Consider the following 16,647-nt stretch of genomic DNA (forward strand, 5'->3'; position numbering starts at 1 on the left):
TTGTTATAAATAAAACAAATTGTCAGAAATGATAAAATGCACTTTCCAAATGTTCAATCTTGAATATGGATTTATTTTTTAAAATCGTTATCACATCAAATCGAACCTCAACATCAAGCTTATTTTCTACAACAAAATGGTCTGCACCCATAACTAAAAGTTTGATTTTCTTTTTAGTAATAGTATCCGCAATTGGAATGATTTTATCGTTACTGCGGGCTCTTACCTCAACAATCGCCAATATATTTTCCTTCTGGGCGATGACATCAATTTCAGACTTTAAGTACCTATAATTCCTGTATTTGATTTCGTAACCTTTATTGATTAAAAAGTCAGTAGCAATCTTTTCACCTTCCTTGCCAAACTCGTTGTGCTTACCCATGAATTAAGAAATATTTCTTTAAAAACGTGCATTTCATCGAAAAAACGTGCCGTTAAACGTCCTAATCGAGTAAAAAGTACGTAGCTTATCTAGTAGTTCAACGAAAATACAAGGATTTCAATACTATCCTATTTTTCGCTACGTTAAATTAGTTCCCCAAGCAAATAGTAGCCCCAAGCTCTATGAACAAACATACTAACGCCCAAATTGACTATGGAATATTTCATTAATTGTAATACTTCTCCGTTGTCTCCGTATGCTGGTACCCTCTCACAACAGCAAGTGGAACATCTCTACAGAAGATTAGGATTTAGTGCATCAGTACAGACCATCAATGCAGGAACTGGTCAAACTGCCGGAGCCCTGGTAGACAATCTAATTAACCAAGCAATTGGTCAAGCGCCAATTCCAGCCCCAGCTTGGGCCAACTGGAACAATAGCAACTACCCTGCAGACGAAGACCTTAGAAGACAAGTAAGACGTCAACAACAAGATGAATGGGAATTAGCCTATGCAAATTCTCTTCTAAACAATGATCTTCGCGATCGCCTGAGCTTTTTTTGGAGCAATCATTTTGTAACAGAATTAGATATCTATGACTGCAACGCCTTCTTATACGAATATGTGAATTGCTTGCAACGAAATGCCATTGGGAACTTTAGAACCTTTGTCAGTGAAATAGGGCTAACCAGTGCTATGTTGTACTATTTAGATGGTGTATATAATAATGGTAACAATCCTAATGAGAACTATGCTCGGGAATTATATGAACTCTTTAGCCTTGGGGATGGAAACGGCTATACCGAAGAAGATATCATTGAAACTGCAAAAGCACTTACAGGTTATGTCGAACGTGGCGAACTAGGTTGCGAAGCAGTTTTATTTAACCCTGAACGGCACGATGCAGGGCCAAAGACCATTTTTGGTCAAACTGGCAATTGGGGATATGATGATGTTATCAACATTCTTTTTACACAACGCCCAAATGAAATAGCAGAATTTATCTGCAGAAAATTATACGAATTCTTTGTGCATCCAGATTCACGTGATGCTGCAGGAAATGCCCAGACAATCATATCGGGAATGGCGGCAACTTTTGTAGGGGCAAATTTTGAAATTGCTCCTGTTTTGTCTCAATTGTTCAAAAGTGAACACTTTTTTGACCAAGATGCCATTGGTGTAATTATTAAAAGCCCTTATGACTTATATTTTAACTTCATAAAAGAAACGGGCTTTACCTATACTGATACTACTGTAGCCTCTATGGTAAATTATGGTGGATTGCTCAGTCAACGTTTGTTCGACCCTGTTGATGTTGCCGGGTGGCAAAGAGACCGATCTTGGATCAACACCAACTTTATGATTGGTAGATGGTTGACACTTGAAACAATTCTTGAAGAATTTTATCAAGCAAACGATGAGGAATTTAGAGCTTTTGCGGTGGCAGCTGTAGGTCCGGCAAATAGCAATACCAGCAATCCTGAACTTGTTACACAGGCCATTGTAGATAAAATTACTCCAAAAGGTTTGCTTACCTCTCAAGATTTTCAAAACGCTTTGTCCGCTTTCAAGGTCGAAGATGTTCCTGAAATTTATTACAGTCCGGACTATACTACTGGTGGAACCTCACAATGGATGCTTAGCATAAGCCCTCAAGTTCCTAATCAGGTATATCTCTTGTTGGTTCATTTATCAAGACAACCAGAATTTCAACTAAAATAAACCTACTACTATGTGCGATATTAACGATTCATCACCATACAAAGGCCTAGAACATGATGGCCATGATACAGAACACAAGCAATGGAGCCGTCGCTCATTTTTACAGGCATTAGGCATAGCCGGTTCTGGTTCAATGATGTTGGGCAGCAACATGCTTACTGCTTCTGCCCGGTCTCCTTTAACTTCTGCAATTGCAGATGCTGAAACAGACAATATTCTAATTTTGATTCGTCTTTCTGGTGGTAATGATGGTTTGAGTACGGTCATTCCCATTGAACAATACGATTCCTATGCCAATGCTAGGCCGAACATCTATATTCCCGAAAGTAAGGTACTAAAACTTACTGATGAGTTTGGTGTTCCTTCTTATATGGGAGCTTTACAACCCATGTGGGGAGATGGACAGTTCAAAGCAGTACATGGTGTAGGATACGAAGGGCAAAGTTTATCACATTTTACAGGTTCCGATATTTTTGCCAATACAGATTTAAATACGACAGGTTTCAGTGGTTTGAACACCGGTTGGATGGGCAGACATTTTGAACACTGCTTTCCTGATTACTTATCAGATTTTCCAGGAAGTAGACCAGAAGGGCCTGCTGCCGTTCAAATCGGTCAATTCGGAAGTTTGGTTTTTGAAGGTGAGGAAACCAACTACGCTTTCGTAGCAAACAACATAGATCAGCTGGAGGAAATAGCCGAAACAGGATTGCAGTATTCTGTCGATGAAGCCCTTTTTGATGATTGTATGTATGGAGACCAACTTCGATACTTACGCGGTGTTTCCAATGTAACTAACGAATATGCAGGCACAATTCACGAGGCTTGGTTAAGAGGTCAAAATCAGGTCGAATACCAAGACAATTATTTCGCAAGACAATTGGCGTTGCTAGCTCGTTTAATAAAAGGAAATCTAGGAACCAAGGTTTATATGATTTCAATGGGTGGTTTTGACACACACGGAAATCAGCCTTTGGCACATGAACGTTTAATGACCAATTTATCAGTAGCCATTGATAATTTCTATGATGACTTAGGTTTCACCGAACAAGATGATAAAGTATTAAGCATGACTTTTTCAGAATTTGGAAGACGAATTTTTGAAAATGGTTCTAATGGAACGGATCATGGCAAAGCTGCACCTACCTTGTTCTTTGGATCTGGTCTTAATGGAAGTGCTTTTGTAGGTGAACACCCAACACTTGATAACCCAGATGGTCGAGGAAATTTGGAATATACAATGGACTTTAGAGACCTATATGCTACAGTTTTAGCTGAATGGCTTTGTGTAGACATTCCAATTGTAGAACAACACTTATTGGATCATCCTTATGCACCTGTTAATTTAGGGTTCAATTGCAGTGGAGTTGATTTTCCTGATATCGTTTATAGTGATGGTGATGTAACTCCTCCAATGGGAGAGGAACCCAGTGAGCCCACACCGTTCGATCCAAGTTTATTGAATGCTATCGTTCATAAACCTTTTTATCCAACGGATGAGAATCCACATATCTATTTAGAGATGCCCTTTAGTGCACATGTTGATATACAATTGTATAACATTTTGGGTCAACAAGTTGGCACCGTCTATAATGAAATGATGTTAGAAGGTCAAGTAGAAATTAATATCCGCGAGCGAGTTCCACAGCATCTAGCAGCCGGAAAATATATATATCGTATTGATGTTCAGAATCAAAAAATGGCCAAGTCAGTTATGGTGGCCTAAAATATAAGTGTTTATGAGTACGTATTTCGTCCCCTAAATCTACCCCCACTTTTTGCTAAGCCTCCGATTGTACCCACAATACATCGGAGGCTTTTTTTATGTCTATTTCGGATTAAAAATCTTTATTTTTGCGCCCTAACGTATTCTTTAATGGCTCAAAACCAAAATTCTCCAGCAAGGTATACCATAACTGCCGCTTTGCCATATACAAACGGACCCATTCATATAGGCCACCTAGCAGGTGTATATGTTCCTGCTGATATTTATGCCCGCTATTTGAGGTTAACGGGAAATGATGTCGCTTTCGTTTGCGGAAGTGATGAACATGGAGTAGCCATCTCAATGAAAGCTAAAAAAGAAGGCATTACGCCCAAAGAAGTAATTGATACCTATGATGGTATTATCCGTCAGTCGTTTCAAGACTTCGGAATTACTTTCGATAACTACTCACGTACTTCACGCGAGATTCATCATAAAACTGCTGGAGACTTTTTCAAAAAGCTGCATGAACAAGGCGACTTTATAGAAGAAACAACCGCCCAATTATACGACGCTGAAGCAGACCAGTTCTTAGCAGATCGTTTTGTTGTAGGCACCTGTCCCAATTGCGGACATGAAGAAGCTTATGGAGATCAATGTGAAAACTGTGGTTCTACTTTAAATGCAACAGATTTAATCAATCCGAAATCGACTATTTCTGGGGCAGTGCCTACAATGAAAGAGACGAAACATTGGTTTCTTCCTTTGGATAGATATGAAGACTTTTTGAGAGAATGGATTTTAGTCGGACACAAAAATGACTGGAAATCGAACGTTTACGGACAATGTAAATCATGGATTGACGGCGGCTTAGCTCCTAGAGCAGTAACCCGTGATTTGGATTGGGGTATTCCGGTACCCGTTGAAGGCGGAGAAGGCAAAGTACTGTATGTATGGTTTGATGCGCCTATCGGATACATTTCTTCCACCAAAGAATGGGCGGAACGTGAAGGTAAAGATTGGGAGCCCTACTGGAAGTCTGACGACACGAAACTGGTTCATTTCATAGGAAAGGATAATATCGTATTTCACTGTATCATTTTCCCAGCAATTTTGAAAGCACATGGCGATTATATACTTCCTGAAAATGTGCCGGCAAACGAATTTTTAAATCTGGAAGGAAATAAATTATCCACTTCAAAGAATTGGGCAGTTTGGTTGCATGAGTATCTACAGGAATTCCCAGATATGCAAGACGTATTGCGGTATACCTTAACCGCAAACGCACCAGAAACCAAAGACAACGATTTCACCTGGAAAGATTTTCAAGCTAGAAACAACAGTGAATTGGTGGCCATCTTCGGAAACTTTGTAAATCGAGTAGTCGTTTTGACGAATAAGTATTATGAAGGAGTTGTTCCAAGTCCTTCAGAATTCTCAAAAGTAGATTTGGAAACCTTGGCCGCTTTAAAGCAATTTCCGGCAACAATTGAAAGCTCTATCGAGCGTTACCGTTTTCGGGAAGCAGGTCAAGAACTAATGAACCTAGCGCGCTTAGGAAACAAATACCTGGCAGACGAAGAACCTTGGAAAGTCATCAAAGAAAACAAAGAGCGTGTAAAAACTATCCTATTCGTAGCCCTACAAATTGCTACTGGATTGGCTATCTTAAGCGAGCCTTTTTTACCGTTTACTTCTAAAAAATTAAAAAACATTCTTTCTTTCACATCGAGCGGAGTCGAGATGTCTTGGGTACACGTAAGCTCAAATGATGTGCTGCTCCCTTCTACTCATCAAATCAACAAAGCCGAACTCCTCTTTAGAAAAATAGAAGACAAAGAAATACAAGCACAACTAGATAAGCTAGAAGCCACAAAAAAAGCAAACGAAAACGCAAACAAAGAACTTATGCCCCAAAAAGACACCATACAATTCGATGATTTCACAAAGCTTGACATGCGTGTCGGTACCATAGTCGAAGCTGAAAAAATGGCAAAAGCCAAAAAGCTTTTAGTGCTTAAAGTAGATACTGGTCTAGACACAAGAACGATTGTTTCTGGTATTGCAGAGAGTTTTACTCCTGAAGAAATTGTGGGTAAAAAAGTAACTGTTTTAATCAATCTAGCGCCTCGTGCTTTGCGTGGTGTGGAAAGTGAGGGTATGATTCTGATGACTGAAAATTCAGACGGTAAGTTGGTTTTTGTAAACCCAGATGAAGATGGGGTTGGGAATGGAGAAGGAATAAGTTAAAATTGCATATATTTCTATAATAGAATACGTTTGATTAACAATTTTCATAATTTAATGTATCTTTCATTTTTTGATAAACCTATTGCTTTTTCTATTACAAAATAATGGCCGAAACCTTACATATTAAAAATTTTGGACCTATAAAGGAAGCCAAAATCGATGTAAAAGATATGATGATTTTCATTGGCAAACAGGCTAGTGGCAAAAGTACTTTAGCCAAAATAATTACTATTTTGAACGACTTTAACTTTAGGCAGAACGACAGTACTAAGCTTAAGAATGAGTTGGAAAAATACAACCTTCAATCATATCTAAAAAAGAATACTTTGATTACATACGAGTCACTATATTTTAGATATCATTATTCTTCAGAAAAGGAAACAAAATTTGATTATGATTCCCTTTTAGAAAGACTTTTCGCTATTAAGGAAAAGAAGAAGGAGAAGGAAAAAAATGAACTAATTAAAGTCGTAATCAATCTAATGATAACGGCCATTGTATTAGATGGAAAACAGAGAATTTTATTTCGCGAATTAGGCAACGATGATTCATTTGGATTTCATGATAATATTTTGGAGATTTTTGATAAAACAAAAGATAATAATAAATATATCGATGAAATTCTAAGTTTGTTTAAGTTGGAGGACAGTTTAGATTCCTATAAGTTATTAATGAGTCCTGTTAAAAAGGCTTTTCAATATATTCGCCCTCTTGATTCTTTATATATACCTGCGGAAAGGTCATTGATTCCATTATTATCTCCTAATATTGCTGGTCTTATAAATAATGACATCAAAATTCCAAAACACATATTAACAACTATTCAAGAATTTGAAAAAGCTGTCCAAGAAATAGAAGATTTAAATATTGATATTTTAGGAAGTTTTCGTTTTAAAAGAGTTAACGGCTCATCCTATATATACCATAACAAAACACAAAGAATTTTATTGAGAGAATCCGCTTCTGGAATTCAAACCTTACTGCCATTGGTGTTGTTGATAGAACATTCAATTCAAAATATTAACTATCTCAATTTAAATTATGTAGTTGAAGAACCAGAGCTTAATTTATATCCTGAGGCGCAATACAACTTAGTTAAATATTTAGTCAAAAATTGTTTAGAGACTAATAGACAGGTACTTTCAAAAAACTTGATCATCACCACCCATAGTCCTTACATTTTGGCTTCAGTTAATAATCTTTTGTTAGCTCATACAAAAGGTAAAATTAATGCTGAAAAAGCAAACACCATTATTGAGAATTGTTCATGGATTACACCTGAAAATTTCAATGCTTATGAAGTCAAAGATGGTTCTGTAAATAAGATTTTCAATTCTGAAAATAATTTGATTGAAGAAACCATAATAGATGAAGTCACAGACTTTATTATGGATGACTTTCGAACGTTAGCACTTATTAATGATTGATAAGATTATAACAGCATATCCCCACTGCAAAACCAATTTATGTCATGAAGAATTTGGTGTTTCATTTTATTTAAATGATCATAATAATGCCAAATGCATTGCAACAACTGATAGAATTAATGCAACTTGCTATATTGAAAACTCCGACCTAAAAATTATTGATTTTGTTGCAATTGATGATTGTTTAATTAGTTCGGACAATATTAAAAAATGTGATGCCCTTTTAACAAAAAAAAAGGTTGTTTGGTTTATAGAACTTAAGGAGGTAAGATGGTCAAACAATGCTGCATTAAACAGAAAAAAAAGAAATACGAATCGGAAAAAAGCCGTTGAACAATTAGCTTCAACTATTAATGACTTCAAACAAAAAGGTATTGACTTTTCAGGTTATTTTGTTGCAGGTTTGATTTCCTTCCCTCCATTTGCCATATCAAATCCTGTAACAGCACCTACCACTTCTTCACAAGCCAGAGTTCTAGAATTTGCGAATCTATGCGGATATAGTGAATTACATGAAGGGAATTATATTGTTATGTAGGAACTTATATTACTAAATATTCTTTATTCTTCTACCTCAAAGTAGTTAAAGAGTCTAAAAAAATAATATAAAATGACACTACTCAAATATCTGACGAAACACACCCAACTCTCCGAAAAAAGCATAAAGAACACCGTCGAGCTTTTAAATGAAGACTGCACCGTGCCCTTTATTTCGCGCTACCGGAAAGAGAAAACAGGCAACCTTGATGAGGTACATATTGGGGCTATTGTAAAATTCAAAGCAGAGTTTGAAACTATTGAAAAACGTAAAATTGCGATTTTAAAAGCTATTGACGAGCAAGGTGTTTTGAGTGACGAGTTACGCTCTAAAATTCAAGAAACGGAAGACTTAGTTAGCCTTGAAGACATCTACCTCCCTTTCAAGAAAAAAAGAAAAACAAAAGCAGAGACTGCCAGAAAAAACGGATTAGAACCCTTAGCTAAAATCATCATGGCTCAAAATCACGATGAAATTGACTATGTAGCTTCGCAATATTTGAATGACCAAGTTCAAAATGAAGACGATGCCTTAGAAGGTGCTCGACATATTATTGCAGAATGGCTGAATGAACGCATATCCATCCGAAATCAAATCAGGAACCAATTGGAACGTTCTGCCATGCTCACAACGAAAGTCATTGGAACGAAAAAAGATGACGAAAAGGCACAAAAATTCAGAGATTACTTTGATTGGAGTGAAGCTTTAAAACGCTGTCCATCCCACCGTTTCTTAGCCATTTTGCGAGCCGAAAATGAAGGTTTTATTCGGGTTAAAATCGAAATCGATGAGCACTATATCATTTCAAAAATCGAAGACCGAATCATAAAATCGAATAACTCCTGTACACCTCATATAAGGTTAGCTTTACAAGATGCCTATAAGCGTTTACTTTTTCCATCGCTATCTAATGAACTATTGAAAAATGCAAAGGAAAAAGCCGATGATGAGGCCATAAAAGTGTTCTCCACAAACCTCAAACAATTACTGTTGGGTGCTCCATTGGGTGAAAAACGTATTCTCGCGATTGACCCAGGTTTTCGAACAGGCTGTAAGGTGGTTTGTTTAAGCGCTCAAGGCGCTTTAGAACATAACGAAACCATTTACCCGCATGCCCCTCAAAACAAGAGTGCAGAGGCCATCAAGAAGATAAGCTCTTTATGTGATGCCTATAAAATAGAAGCCATCGCTATAGGAAACGGAACAGCTTCTCGAGAAACGGAGCGCTTGGTCAAACGCATTCATTTTAAAAATCCAGTAGAAGTATATGTAGTAAGTGAAGCCGGAGCATCCATTTATTCAGCTTCCAAGATTGCTCGAGAAGAATTTCCAAATTATGATGTAACGGTTCGTGGTTCTGTTTCTATTGGGCGACGTTTAGCCGACCCCTTAGCCGAGTTAGTGAAAATCGATGCCAAATCTATTGGCGTAGGTCAATACCAGCATGATGTCGACCAAAATAAACTACAAACATCCTTAGATGCCGTAGTAGAAAGTTGCGTGAATTCAGTGGGAGTGAATATCAATACGGCAAGCGTTCCTTTATTGAGTTATGTTTCTGGTATTGGTCCAAAGTTGGCAGAAAATATCGTTGCTTTTCGAAATGAAAATGGCCCTTTTGAAGACCGGGTAACCATTAAGAAAGTCCCTCGCTTGGGCGGAAAAGCCTTTGAACAAGGTGCTGGTTTTCTTCGGATAAAAGATGGAAAAAACCCCTTGGATGACTCTGCTGTGCATCCTGAAAGTTATTCTGTAATTCAGAAAATGGCTAAGGATAAAAACATGCCTATTTCCGATTTAATCGGAAACAAAACCGAGCTACATCAAATCGATTTACAAAAGTACTGTACTGATTCGATAGGTCTACCTACACTCAAGGACATCATGGAAGAACTTGAAAAACCGGGGCTCGACCGTCGCGAAAAGGCTAAAGTATTTACATTTGACCAAAATATACGTAAAATAGAGGATTTAAGAGAGGGACAATTGCTTCCCGGTATCGTCAATAATATCACCAATTTTGGTTGCTTTGTAGATATCGGCATCAAAGAAAGTGGATTGATTCATGTTTCCAATCTTTCGGATACGTTTGTAAAAGATGTGAATGCGCATGTAAGTTTAAATCAGCAAATTATTGTAAAAATATTAGCCGTTGATATTGCCAGGAAGCGTATTCAATTGAAGTTGCATAAGAACTAGGAATAATCAAATGCTCAAAATCGCCTACCACCCCATCTACAAACACCATTTGCCTGATGGGCATCGCTTTCCCATGCTGAAATATGATTTGTTACCCAAGCAGCTTTTACATGAAGGTACTTGTGAGGAGGAAAACTTTTTCGAGCCTGAAATTCCCAATGATAAATACATTGTTGCGGTTCATGACCCTGAGTATTTTTATGATTTATTGAATATTAAGATTCCGCCTAAAGAAGCGCGTAAAATAGGTTTCCCCCTTTCAGAGGATTTGGTTCAGCGCGAACGTACTATTACAGATGGTACCTTGAAAGGATGTGAATTTGCTTTAGAAAACGGCATCTCCATGAATATCGCCGGAGGTACACATCATGCATACACTAATCGTGGGGAAGCTTTTTGTATGCTGAATGACCAGGCCATTGGCGCAAGATATCTTCAAGCTAAGGGTTGGGCTAAAAAAATACTGATTGTTGATTTAGACGTACACCAAGGCAACGGCACAGCCGAAATCTTTCAAAACGATGCTTCGGTTTTCACCTTTTCAGTACATGGGGCAAGCAATTATCCTTTTAAAAAAGAAAAGTCCGATTTGGATATTCCTCTAGAAATAGGAACGGATGATACGACCTATTTGTCCATCTTAAAAGAGACGCTTCCGAAGTTAATCAAACAGCAAAAACCTGATTTTATCTTTTACCTCTGCGGTGTTGATGTGATTGCGACCGATAAGCTAGGAACGCTTAGCATGAGTGTTCAAGGATGTAAACAAAGGGATGCTTTTGTTTTAGAAACTTGCCACAGGCTTCAAATTCCTGTACAATGTAGTATGGGCGGCGGGTATTCGCCGGATATTAAAACTATTGTAGATGCACATGCAAATACGTTTCGGTTAGCGCAGCAGATCTATTATTAAAAGATTACCTCGTATAAAAAAGGCTTCCCAATTTTGGTAAGCCTTTTTATTTTCCGTTCCTAGAGGGAGGCACTTTTAAAAAATAAAATAAGTGCTAAGTACCATGATAGTAATTATCGCCCCTGCTAACAAGGCATATTTCCAAGGAGTCGTATCAATTTCATCAGTAACAATTTCCTCATAAATTGTTTCTTTTGGTTTCAGCTTACCAACTAATAGCATTATACCAACGTTGACCAAGAATAAAATCCCCATGATATGTAAAAAGTGAGGATAGGCCTCTGCTTTTAGCACACTCATAGCCTTACTGCCTCCAGAAATGCCTTTTGCCAATGCATCTGATTCAGCGGCATCTATAAGCATTGGACCAATACCAAACTGACTAATTAAATACATTATAACCCCGCCAATTAATACAATCTTTGCTCCCAACGCTGGTACTTTCTTCGTATAAATACCAATAATCACAACAGCTAAAATAGGAACACTTAAACTGCCCAAGGCCTCTTGAATGTACCCAAAAAGACTTCCTGCATTACTAATAAATGGGGCAATACACATCGAAACTACGGCCAGACCAAGTCCAAAACGTTTGCCCGCTTTTACGGTTTGGATTTCCGTTGCATTTCTATTAAACCAATTTTTGTACAAGTCAAAGCCAAAAAGTGTAGCACTACTATTCAGCAGACTATTAAAAGAACTCAAAACCGCTCCAAAGAGAACCGCGGCAAAGAAACCTACCAAAGATGGAGGCAATACTTTTCGCACCAGCTCAGGGTACGCCAAATCAGCCTTGTCTAAAGTTCCATCAAATACGTGCCAAGCAATAACGCCAGGTAGGACCACAATCACCGGAATCAAAAACTTCACCAAAGCGGCGAGGATAACTCCTTTTTGTCCCTCCTTTAAGCTTTTTGCCCCGAATACCCTTTGTAAAATCGATTGATTTGTACCCCAATAGTACATTTGGGCCAAAATCATTCCCGTAAATATAGTTCCAAAAGGTATTTCTGAATCGACTTCACCTTTAAGGTTAAACTTTTCAGGGTGCTCGTTCCACAGTGTACTAAGTCCTTCCCCAATACTGCCATCACCTATCAATTTCAAACCAAAATAAGGAATCAAAATACCTCCGATTAACAAGCCTATGGCATTTATCAAATCAGAAACAGCTACTGCCTTCAGCCCACCAAAAATGGCATAGATTGACCCTATTATACCAATGCTCCAAACACAAACCCAAATGGTCGCATTTTGGCTCAAACCAAGTAGATTGGGAAGGTCAAACATAGAACTGAATGCCAATGAACCTGAGTATAAAATAGTTGGCAAAAGCACAAAGCTATAGGCAAATAGAAATAAGACTGATAAAATCGATTTTGTTTGGGTATCGAAACGTCTTTCGATAAACTGCGGAATGGTAGTTATACCACCCTTCATATATTTTGGCAGCAATACTATAGCCGTTATTATCATAGCAATCGCGGCCAAAGTTTCCCAAGCCATTACCAAAATACCTTCGGTAAAGGCTTGACCGTTAAGGCCAACTATTTGTTCTGCGGAAAGATTAGTTAGCAGCAAGGAACCTGCAATCGTTAAAGCCCCTAAGCTCCGCCCTCCTAGATAAAACCCATCGGCTGAATTCTCATTTGTTGATCTGGTCGACCACCAGGCAATAAGGGCTACTAAAAGTGTAAATCCAACAAATGATAGAATTGATAAGGTTCCCATAAAAAATACTAGTTTAGTTATTATTGAGTTAGTTAGTTATTTCCCTAATAATACGACAGGGGTTACCAGCTGCAACTACATTCTCTGGAATATCCCTGGTAACGACACTTCCTGAACCAATAACGCTATTGTTACCTATAGTCACTCCTGGATTTATGATAGCACCACCGCCTATCCAAACATTATCACCGATTCGTATTTCTTTGGCAAATTCAATCCCTGAATTCCGTGCTTCATATTCAACAGGATGTGTCGCTGTAAAAATCTTCACAGCCGGAGCTAACATTACATTTTTACCGATGCGAACAGGTGCAGCGTCTAATATAATACATCCAAAGTTGGCGTAGGCGTTTTCTCCCCAAAAGATGTTGCTTCCATAGTCACAGATAAACGGATTTTCGATGAAGAATTTTTGACCCGTTTCAGCAAAAAGTTCTTTAAAGAAATGTTTACGCTGCCGCTCCTTATCTTCTGGAATTTCGGAGATTGTACGTAGAATTTGACGAGATCTTGTTCGTGCTTTTCTCAATTCTTTATCATAAGGATTATAAGGTAGGCCTTTGACCATTTTCTCTTTTTCCGTCATGATAATTAATTTTCAGATTTTTTTCGCAATTAGAATTCCGCAGGGCGGAATGGCTATTTCAATAAGTCCTTTTACAAACTCCAAATTTGAATCGGAAACAAATTCACCTCTGCAATCGTAAACCTCACATTTGTAAGTTCCAAAATCTTTTTTATTTCGGAGGACTACTTCGTTTGCCATTTGGCCGTTGTGGATATGGATTGGGTTATCATCATTCTCCAGAGCAATAACCAGTTCTTCATAAACTCCTATAATGGTTTTTCCATCTTTAGAAACCCTTTGTGTCGGGTAATTGGCCAAAGGCTTGGAAGGAATAAAATAACCATTCATCAGGGTATCCGCATTCTCATTCCAATATTCGGTATAGAACTTCACCATTTCTAAATGTGAAGCAGGCACATCTCGTAACATAATCGATAATTGCGGAACTCCAAACAATATATTTATCAGTTGAAGAGCTGCAACTTCAACAGTTTCTTCCCTATGCCAAGTAATCATATCGGCATGGGCAGCAGTATTGCCACAAAGCATCCGGATATCTGCAATGCGAATGCGATTCATTACAGCATCACCGGGGCAGTCAAAGGCACGAAACATGTTACCATATTTGCGCATTGCAGGCCCAGTATATTTTTGTCGGAATTCGATAAACACATCAGACTTTATCGCCTTTAATTGTGTAATCACATCGGTCAATAGTCGATCTACTGCTTCATTAATAGAAGCGTAGTCACGACCGTTCTCTTTGCCTAAGGGTGTTGATTCATAAATATGGAAATCATCTATAAAATCAAGTTTAAATCCGTCCAAATTCCATTCTTTTAAAGCATTGGTATACAAACCTATAAGATGCTCACGAACTTCAGGATATCGTGGATCAAAAACTGGTGCCCATCGATGCTCCTCCGTTAGAAACTTTCCTTTGAACTTTTGGTACGCTTTAGATTTCTTACCACAAAATGGGACAGAATACCAAATGGCAGCTTTCATGCCAGTAGCTTGCACGTTTTTTATAAGTCCCGCCATATTTGGAAATCGCTCAGGCTGCCAATCACCTGTATAATCATACCCCCTGTTTGAATCATTCGTCTGCCAGCCGTCATCAATTATTATCGCTTCATAACCCATTTCCTTAGCTACAGCACACTCGGCAACAAGAACTTTCTCTTCGAGACTTTGATGAAATTGATACCAGGTAGAGTAAATGGGTTTCTTAGCAATTTCAGGGACTGGAGTTGGTTTCAATGCTTCAAAAGTTTCCCACCATTTTGAGACATCCCGCAGGCAATCAGAAAAGTGATTATTTCTAAAATCAATTCTTAATTGTGCTTTGAAATGCTCTATTTCTTGTTCTTGCTCTGAAAAAAAAGTAAGATGGCAATAAAAATGATTATCCTCTTCTCTCAGTCGAGCATTCATTTCTAAAGTATTGATGGGATTCGAACAAGAGAAGGTCATTATGTTGGAATCTTCGTTTCCGAAAAGCCCAATTACCGGAGCGTCTATAGAAATCCTTGACTCCATGTGTTCCAATTCCCAATCCGCTTGAATGCGTTTGTTGAAATCAGTGGTAGGTTTCCAAACCCCTTTTACGTCTATCCCTGGTATCTTCCATTTAAGGGTAATGGGTGATGGATATAGTGGTGCTTTCGAATTGACTTCAAAATCGTAAACGGAAATACCATTTTCTGAAAACACTTCCTTTAAAGAAGCATTCATATTTGATTCAGCTCCATGAATGCTGATATCCAACTTTATTTTATCCAAAGTACTAATCATCTGTAAAATACTTTTCTAGTCGTTCTATGAAGGCGGCTTCAAAAAGCCATGAATCATGCAAAAACATGTTTTAGAATAGCTATTCTTTTCAATAATTCCATCAAGGTATGATATTCTATGCTACTTTACCAAATTTATCGATATTCCGATTAAAAATATTGCCAAGATTCTTTAAAAATTTATAGAGTTTCGTCAGTTGTCGTTCCTGTAAATAGCTATCAAATGTGTCCTGATATTAAACGAAGTTTCTAGACTATCACTGGCCAGTTGAACAGTCATTGATTTTGACGGAGTTGTAGGCATGTGGCAGGCAATGCAGTTGTTCCCCATTTGCTGTATTTTATCCGATTCCCCAGTACAAATCACAGATTCAGTATGACAGGCAATACATTTTTGATTGAAACTACCGGTTTCTCCTCTTTCATTTTTATGAGGATTGTGACAGGTCGCACAATCCATCGTTTTCGTTTGCTTAAAACATTCACTTTTTGTTAATAATCCGTATTGGTTTCCATGAACATCTAATGGGGTATTTTGATTGCCCTTATAAAAGTTTCTGGCATACTCATTAAGATTATTCCCCACAAGGAAGGAAAACGAATTCCCCTGTAAAATACGGTCACGTGGCCCGGAATGACACTGAGCGCATGCATCAAGACGCTGTTGTCTTGAAAGTGTATCATATTTTATCATAAATTGTGCCTTAAGCTCACTTGGGTTGTTTCTATGAAACACCACATGTTTTTTAGCAGGTCTATGGCATCTTTCACAATCTACCCCATAAATAAACTGACTTTTTTCATAGGTGTTTCCTTGTCCGGAAAAATCTTTGTTTTTAACAAAAGTCACGTGACATTTTATGCAGGCATCACGTATTGGTCTATCTAAACTATAGGATGGAAATCCGGGACTATTTACCCAGCTGTTTGTTGGTGTATAGTAAGATGCTTGCAATTGAAACAATTTATCCTCCTCCCAAGTCAAATAGGATTGCCCTCTAACTCCTGAACCGATAACGATATCAAATCTTGCCGGAGGTTTCTCTAAAAGCCTATTCTTTATCTCAGTATGCTGATAAAACGAACCATCCTTTGGAAGCATCTTAAAAGCTACACTTTCAAGATCTAAAATATTTGAACCCTTTTCAAAACTGCCTTTTATGCTCTCAGCATTTCCGGGGGACGAGGTATTTAAATGAGCGGTTTGCATATGGGATGCATATATATCCGCATGACATTCCATGCAAGTTTCCGAACCGACAAATTGTTCCCCATTGGAATGGATGGCCAAAGCAGCAGGACTTAAGTACTCAGATTCAATTTTAGGGTTCTTGCAATGATAAATCAACACAGCTAAGAGAAGTATTACCAAAAGTATTGTACTATTTAAAAAGAACTTCTTCTTTATCATTTTTC

At 37.9% G+C, this 16,647-nt stretch carries 12 protein-coding genes; 7 read left to right on the top strand and 5 right to left on the bottom strand.

Translation table 11 applies throughout. The annotated features are described in order from the left end of the window. Positions 1 to 22: 22 nt before the first annotated feature. The gene (locus FEE95_RS03400; protein WP_138656421.1) at positions 23 to 382 is read right to left on the bottom strand and encodes a YraN family protein; all 360 of its coding nucleotides are present in this window, start codon (positions 380 to 382) and stop codon (positions 23 to 25) included. 213 nt (positions 383 to 595) lie between these two features. Here FEE95_RS03400 and FEE95_RS03405 point away from each other — a divergent pair, with 213 nt between their 5' ends. The 7 genes from FEE95_RS03405 (at position 596) to FEE95_RS03435 (ending at position 11,136) form a co-directional block, all read left to right on the top strand. After that, entirely contained in the window at positions 596 to 2,104 is a 1,509-nt protein-coding gene (locus tag FEE95_RS03405; RefSeq protein ID WP_138656422.1) for a DUF1800 domain-containing protein, read from the top strand. A gap of 10 nt (positions 2,105 to 2,114) precedes the next feature. Then, complete coding sequence (locus FEE95_RS03410) at positions 2,115 to 3,830, top strand: DUF1501 domain-containing protein (protein WP_138656423.1); 1,716 nt, start codon at positions 2,115 to 2,117, stop codon at positions 3,828 to 3,830. 150 nt (positions 3,831 to 3,980) lie between these two features. Further along, on the top strand, positions 3,981 to 6,059 hold the full coding sequence (gene metG, locus FEE95_RS03415) for a methionine--tRNA ligase (RefSeq protein ID WP_138656424.1): 2,079 nt from the start codon (positions 3,981 to 3,983) through the stop codon (positions 6,057 to 6,059). 104 nt (positions 6,060 to 6,163) lie between these two features. Then, positions 6,164 to 7,486 carry an AAA family ATPase gene (locus tag FEE95_RS03420; protein WP_138656425.1) on the top strand — a complete coding sequence of 441 codons (1,323 nt, stop codon included), beginning with the start codon at positions 6,164 to 6,166 and terminating at the stop codon, positions 7,484 to 7,486. Next, positions 7,479 to 8,024, top strand: coding sequence for a hypothetical protein (locus FEE95_RS03425; protein WP_138656426.1), 546 nt, complete (start codon positions 7,479 to 7,481; stop codon positions 8,022 to 8,024). Before FEE95_RS03420 ends, FEE95_RS03425 begins: the two co-directional genes overlap by 8 nt. Positions 8,025 to 8,096: 72 nt before the next feature. Beyond that, positions 8,097 to 10,223: a Tex family protein gene (locus FEE95_RS03430; protein ID WP_138656427.1), complete on the top strand. Its 2,127-nt coding sequence runs from the start codon at positions 8,097 to 8,099 to the stop codon at positions 10,221 to 10,223. A 10-nt stretch (positions 10,224 to 10,233) separates the two neighbouring features. Beyond that, a complete protein-coding gene (locus FEE95_RS03435; RefSeq protein WP_138656428.1) occupies positions 10,234 to 11,136 on the top strand; it encodes a histone deacetylase family protein in 903 nt (300 codons plus the stop codon). Between the two features lie 75 nt (positions 11,137 to 11,211). On the opposite strand, the gene FEE95_RS03440 is transcribed toward FEE95_RS03435, so the two are convergent. The 4 genes from FEE95_RS03440 to FEE95_RS03455 form a co-directional block, all read right to left on the bottom strand. Further along, positions 11,212 to 12,867, bottom strand: coding sequence for a solute:sodium symporter family transporter (locus tag FEE95_RS03440; protein WP_138656429.1), 1,656 nt, complete (start codon positions 12,865 to 12,867; stop codon positions 11,212 to 11,214). A gap of 28 nt (positions 12,868 to 12,895) precedes the next feature. After that, positions 12,896 to 13,453 carry a sugar O-acetyltransferase gene (locus FEE95_RS03445; protein WP_317129235.1) on the bottom strand — a complete coding sequence of 186 codons (558 nt, stop codon included), beginning with the start codon at positions 13,451 to 13,453 and terminating at the stop codon, positions 12,896 to 12,898. 12 nt (positions 13,454 to 13,465) lie between these two features. Further along, the gene (locus FEE95_RS03450) at positions 13,466 to 15,232 is read right to left on the bottom strand and encodes a glycoside hydrolase family 36 protein (protein WP_138656431.1); all 1,767 of its coding nucleotides are present in this window, start codon (positions 15,230 to 15,232) and stop codon (positions 13,466 to 13,468) included. Positions 15,233 to 15,424: 192 nt separating this feature from the next. Continuing rightward, a complete protein-coding gene (locus FEE95_RS03455) occupies positions 15,425 to 16,642 on the bottom strand; it encodes a cytochrome c3 family protein (RefSeq protein ID WP_138656432.1) in 1,218 nt (405 codons plus the stop codon). Positions 16,643 to 16,647: the final 5 nt, after the last annotated feature.

The sequence above is a fragment of the Maribacter algarum (ex Zhang et al. 2020) genome, from assembly GCF_005885635.1.
In the GTDB taxonomy this organism is placed as follows: Bacteria; Bacteroidota; Bacteroidia; order Flavobacteriales; family Flavobacteriaceae; genus Maribacter_C; species Maribacter_C algarum.

Bases quoted from the DNA above. Each gene is read 5' to 3' on its own strand.
- FEE95_RS03400 (WP_138656421.1), bottom strand. From the start codon at position 382: ATGGGTAAGCACAACGAGTTTGGCAAGGAAGGTGAAAAGATTGCTACT.
- FEE95_RS03405 (WP_138656422.1), top strand. From the start codon at position 596: ATGGAATATTTCATTAATTGTAATACTTCTCCGTTGTCTCCGTATGCT.
- FEE95_RS03410 (WP_138656423.1), top strand. From the start codon at position 2,115: ATGTGCGATATTAACGATTCATCACCATACAAAGGCCTAGAACATGAT.
- metG (WP_138656424.1), top strand. From the start codon at position 3,981: ATGGCTCAAAACCAAAATTCTCCAGCAAGGTATACCATAACTGCCGCT.
- FEE95_RS03420 (WP_138656425.1), top strand. From the start codon at position 6,164: ATGGCCGAAACCTTACATATTAAAAATTTTGGACCTATAAAGGAAGCC.
- FEE95_RS03425 (WP_138656426.1), top strand. From the start codon at position 7,479: ATGATTGATAAGATTATAACAGCATATCCCCACTGCAAAACCAATTTA.
- FEE95_RS03430 (WP_138656427.1), top strand. From the start codon at position 8,097: ATGACACTACTCAAATATCTGACGAAACACACCCAACTCTCCGAAAAA.
- FEE95_RS03435 (WP_138656428.1), top strand. From the start codon at position 10,234: ATGCTCAAAATCGCCTACCACCCCATCTACAAACACCATTTGCCTGAT.
- FEE95_RS03440 (WP_138656429.1), bottom strand. From the start codon at position 12,867: ATGGGAACCTTATCAATTCTATCATTTGTTGGATTTACACTTTTAGTA.
- FEE95_RS03445 (WP_317129235.1), bottom strand. From the start codon at position 13,453: ATGACGGAAAAAGAGAAAATGGTCAAAGGCCTACCTTATAATCCTTAT.
- FEE95_RS03450 (WP_138656431.1), bottom strand. From the start codon at position 15,232: ATGATTAGTACTTTGGATAAAATAAAGTTGGATATCAGCATTCATGGA.
- FEE95_RS03455 (WP_138656432.1), bottom strand. From the start codon at position 16,642: ATGATAAAGAAGAAGTTCTTTTTAAATAGTACAATACTTTTGGTAATA.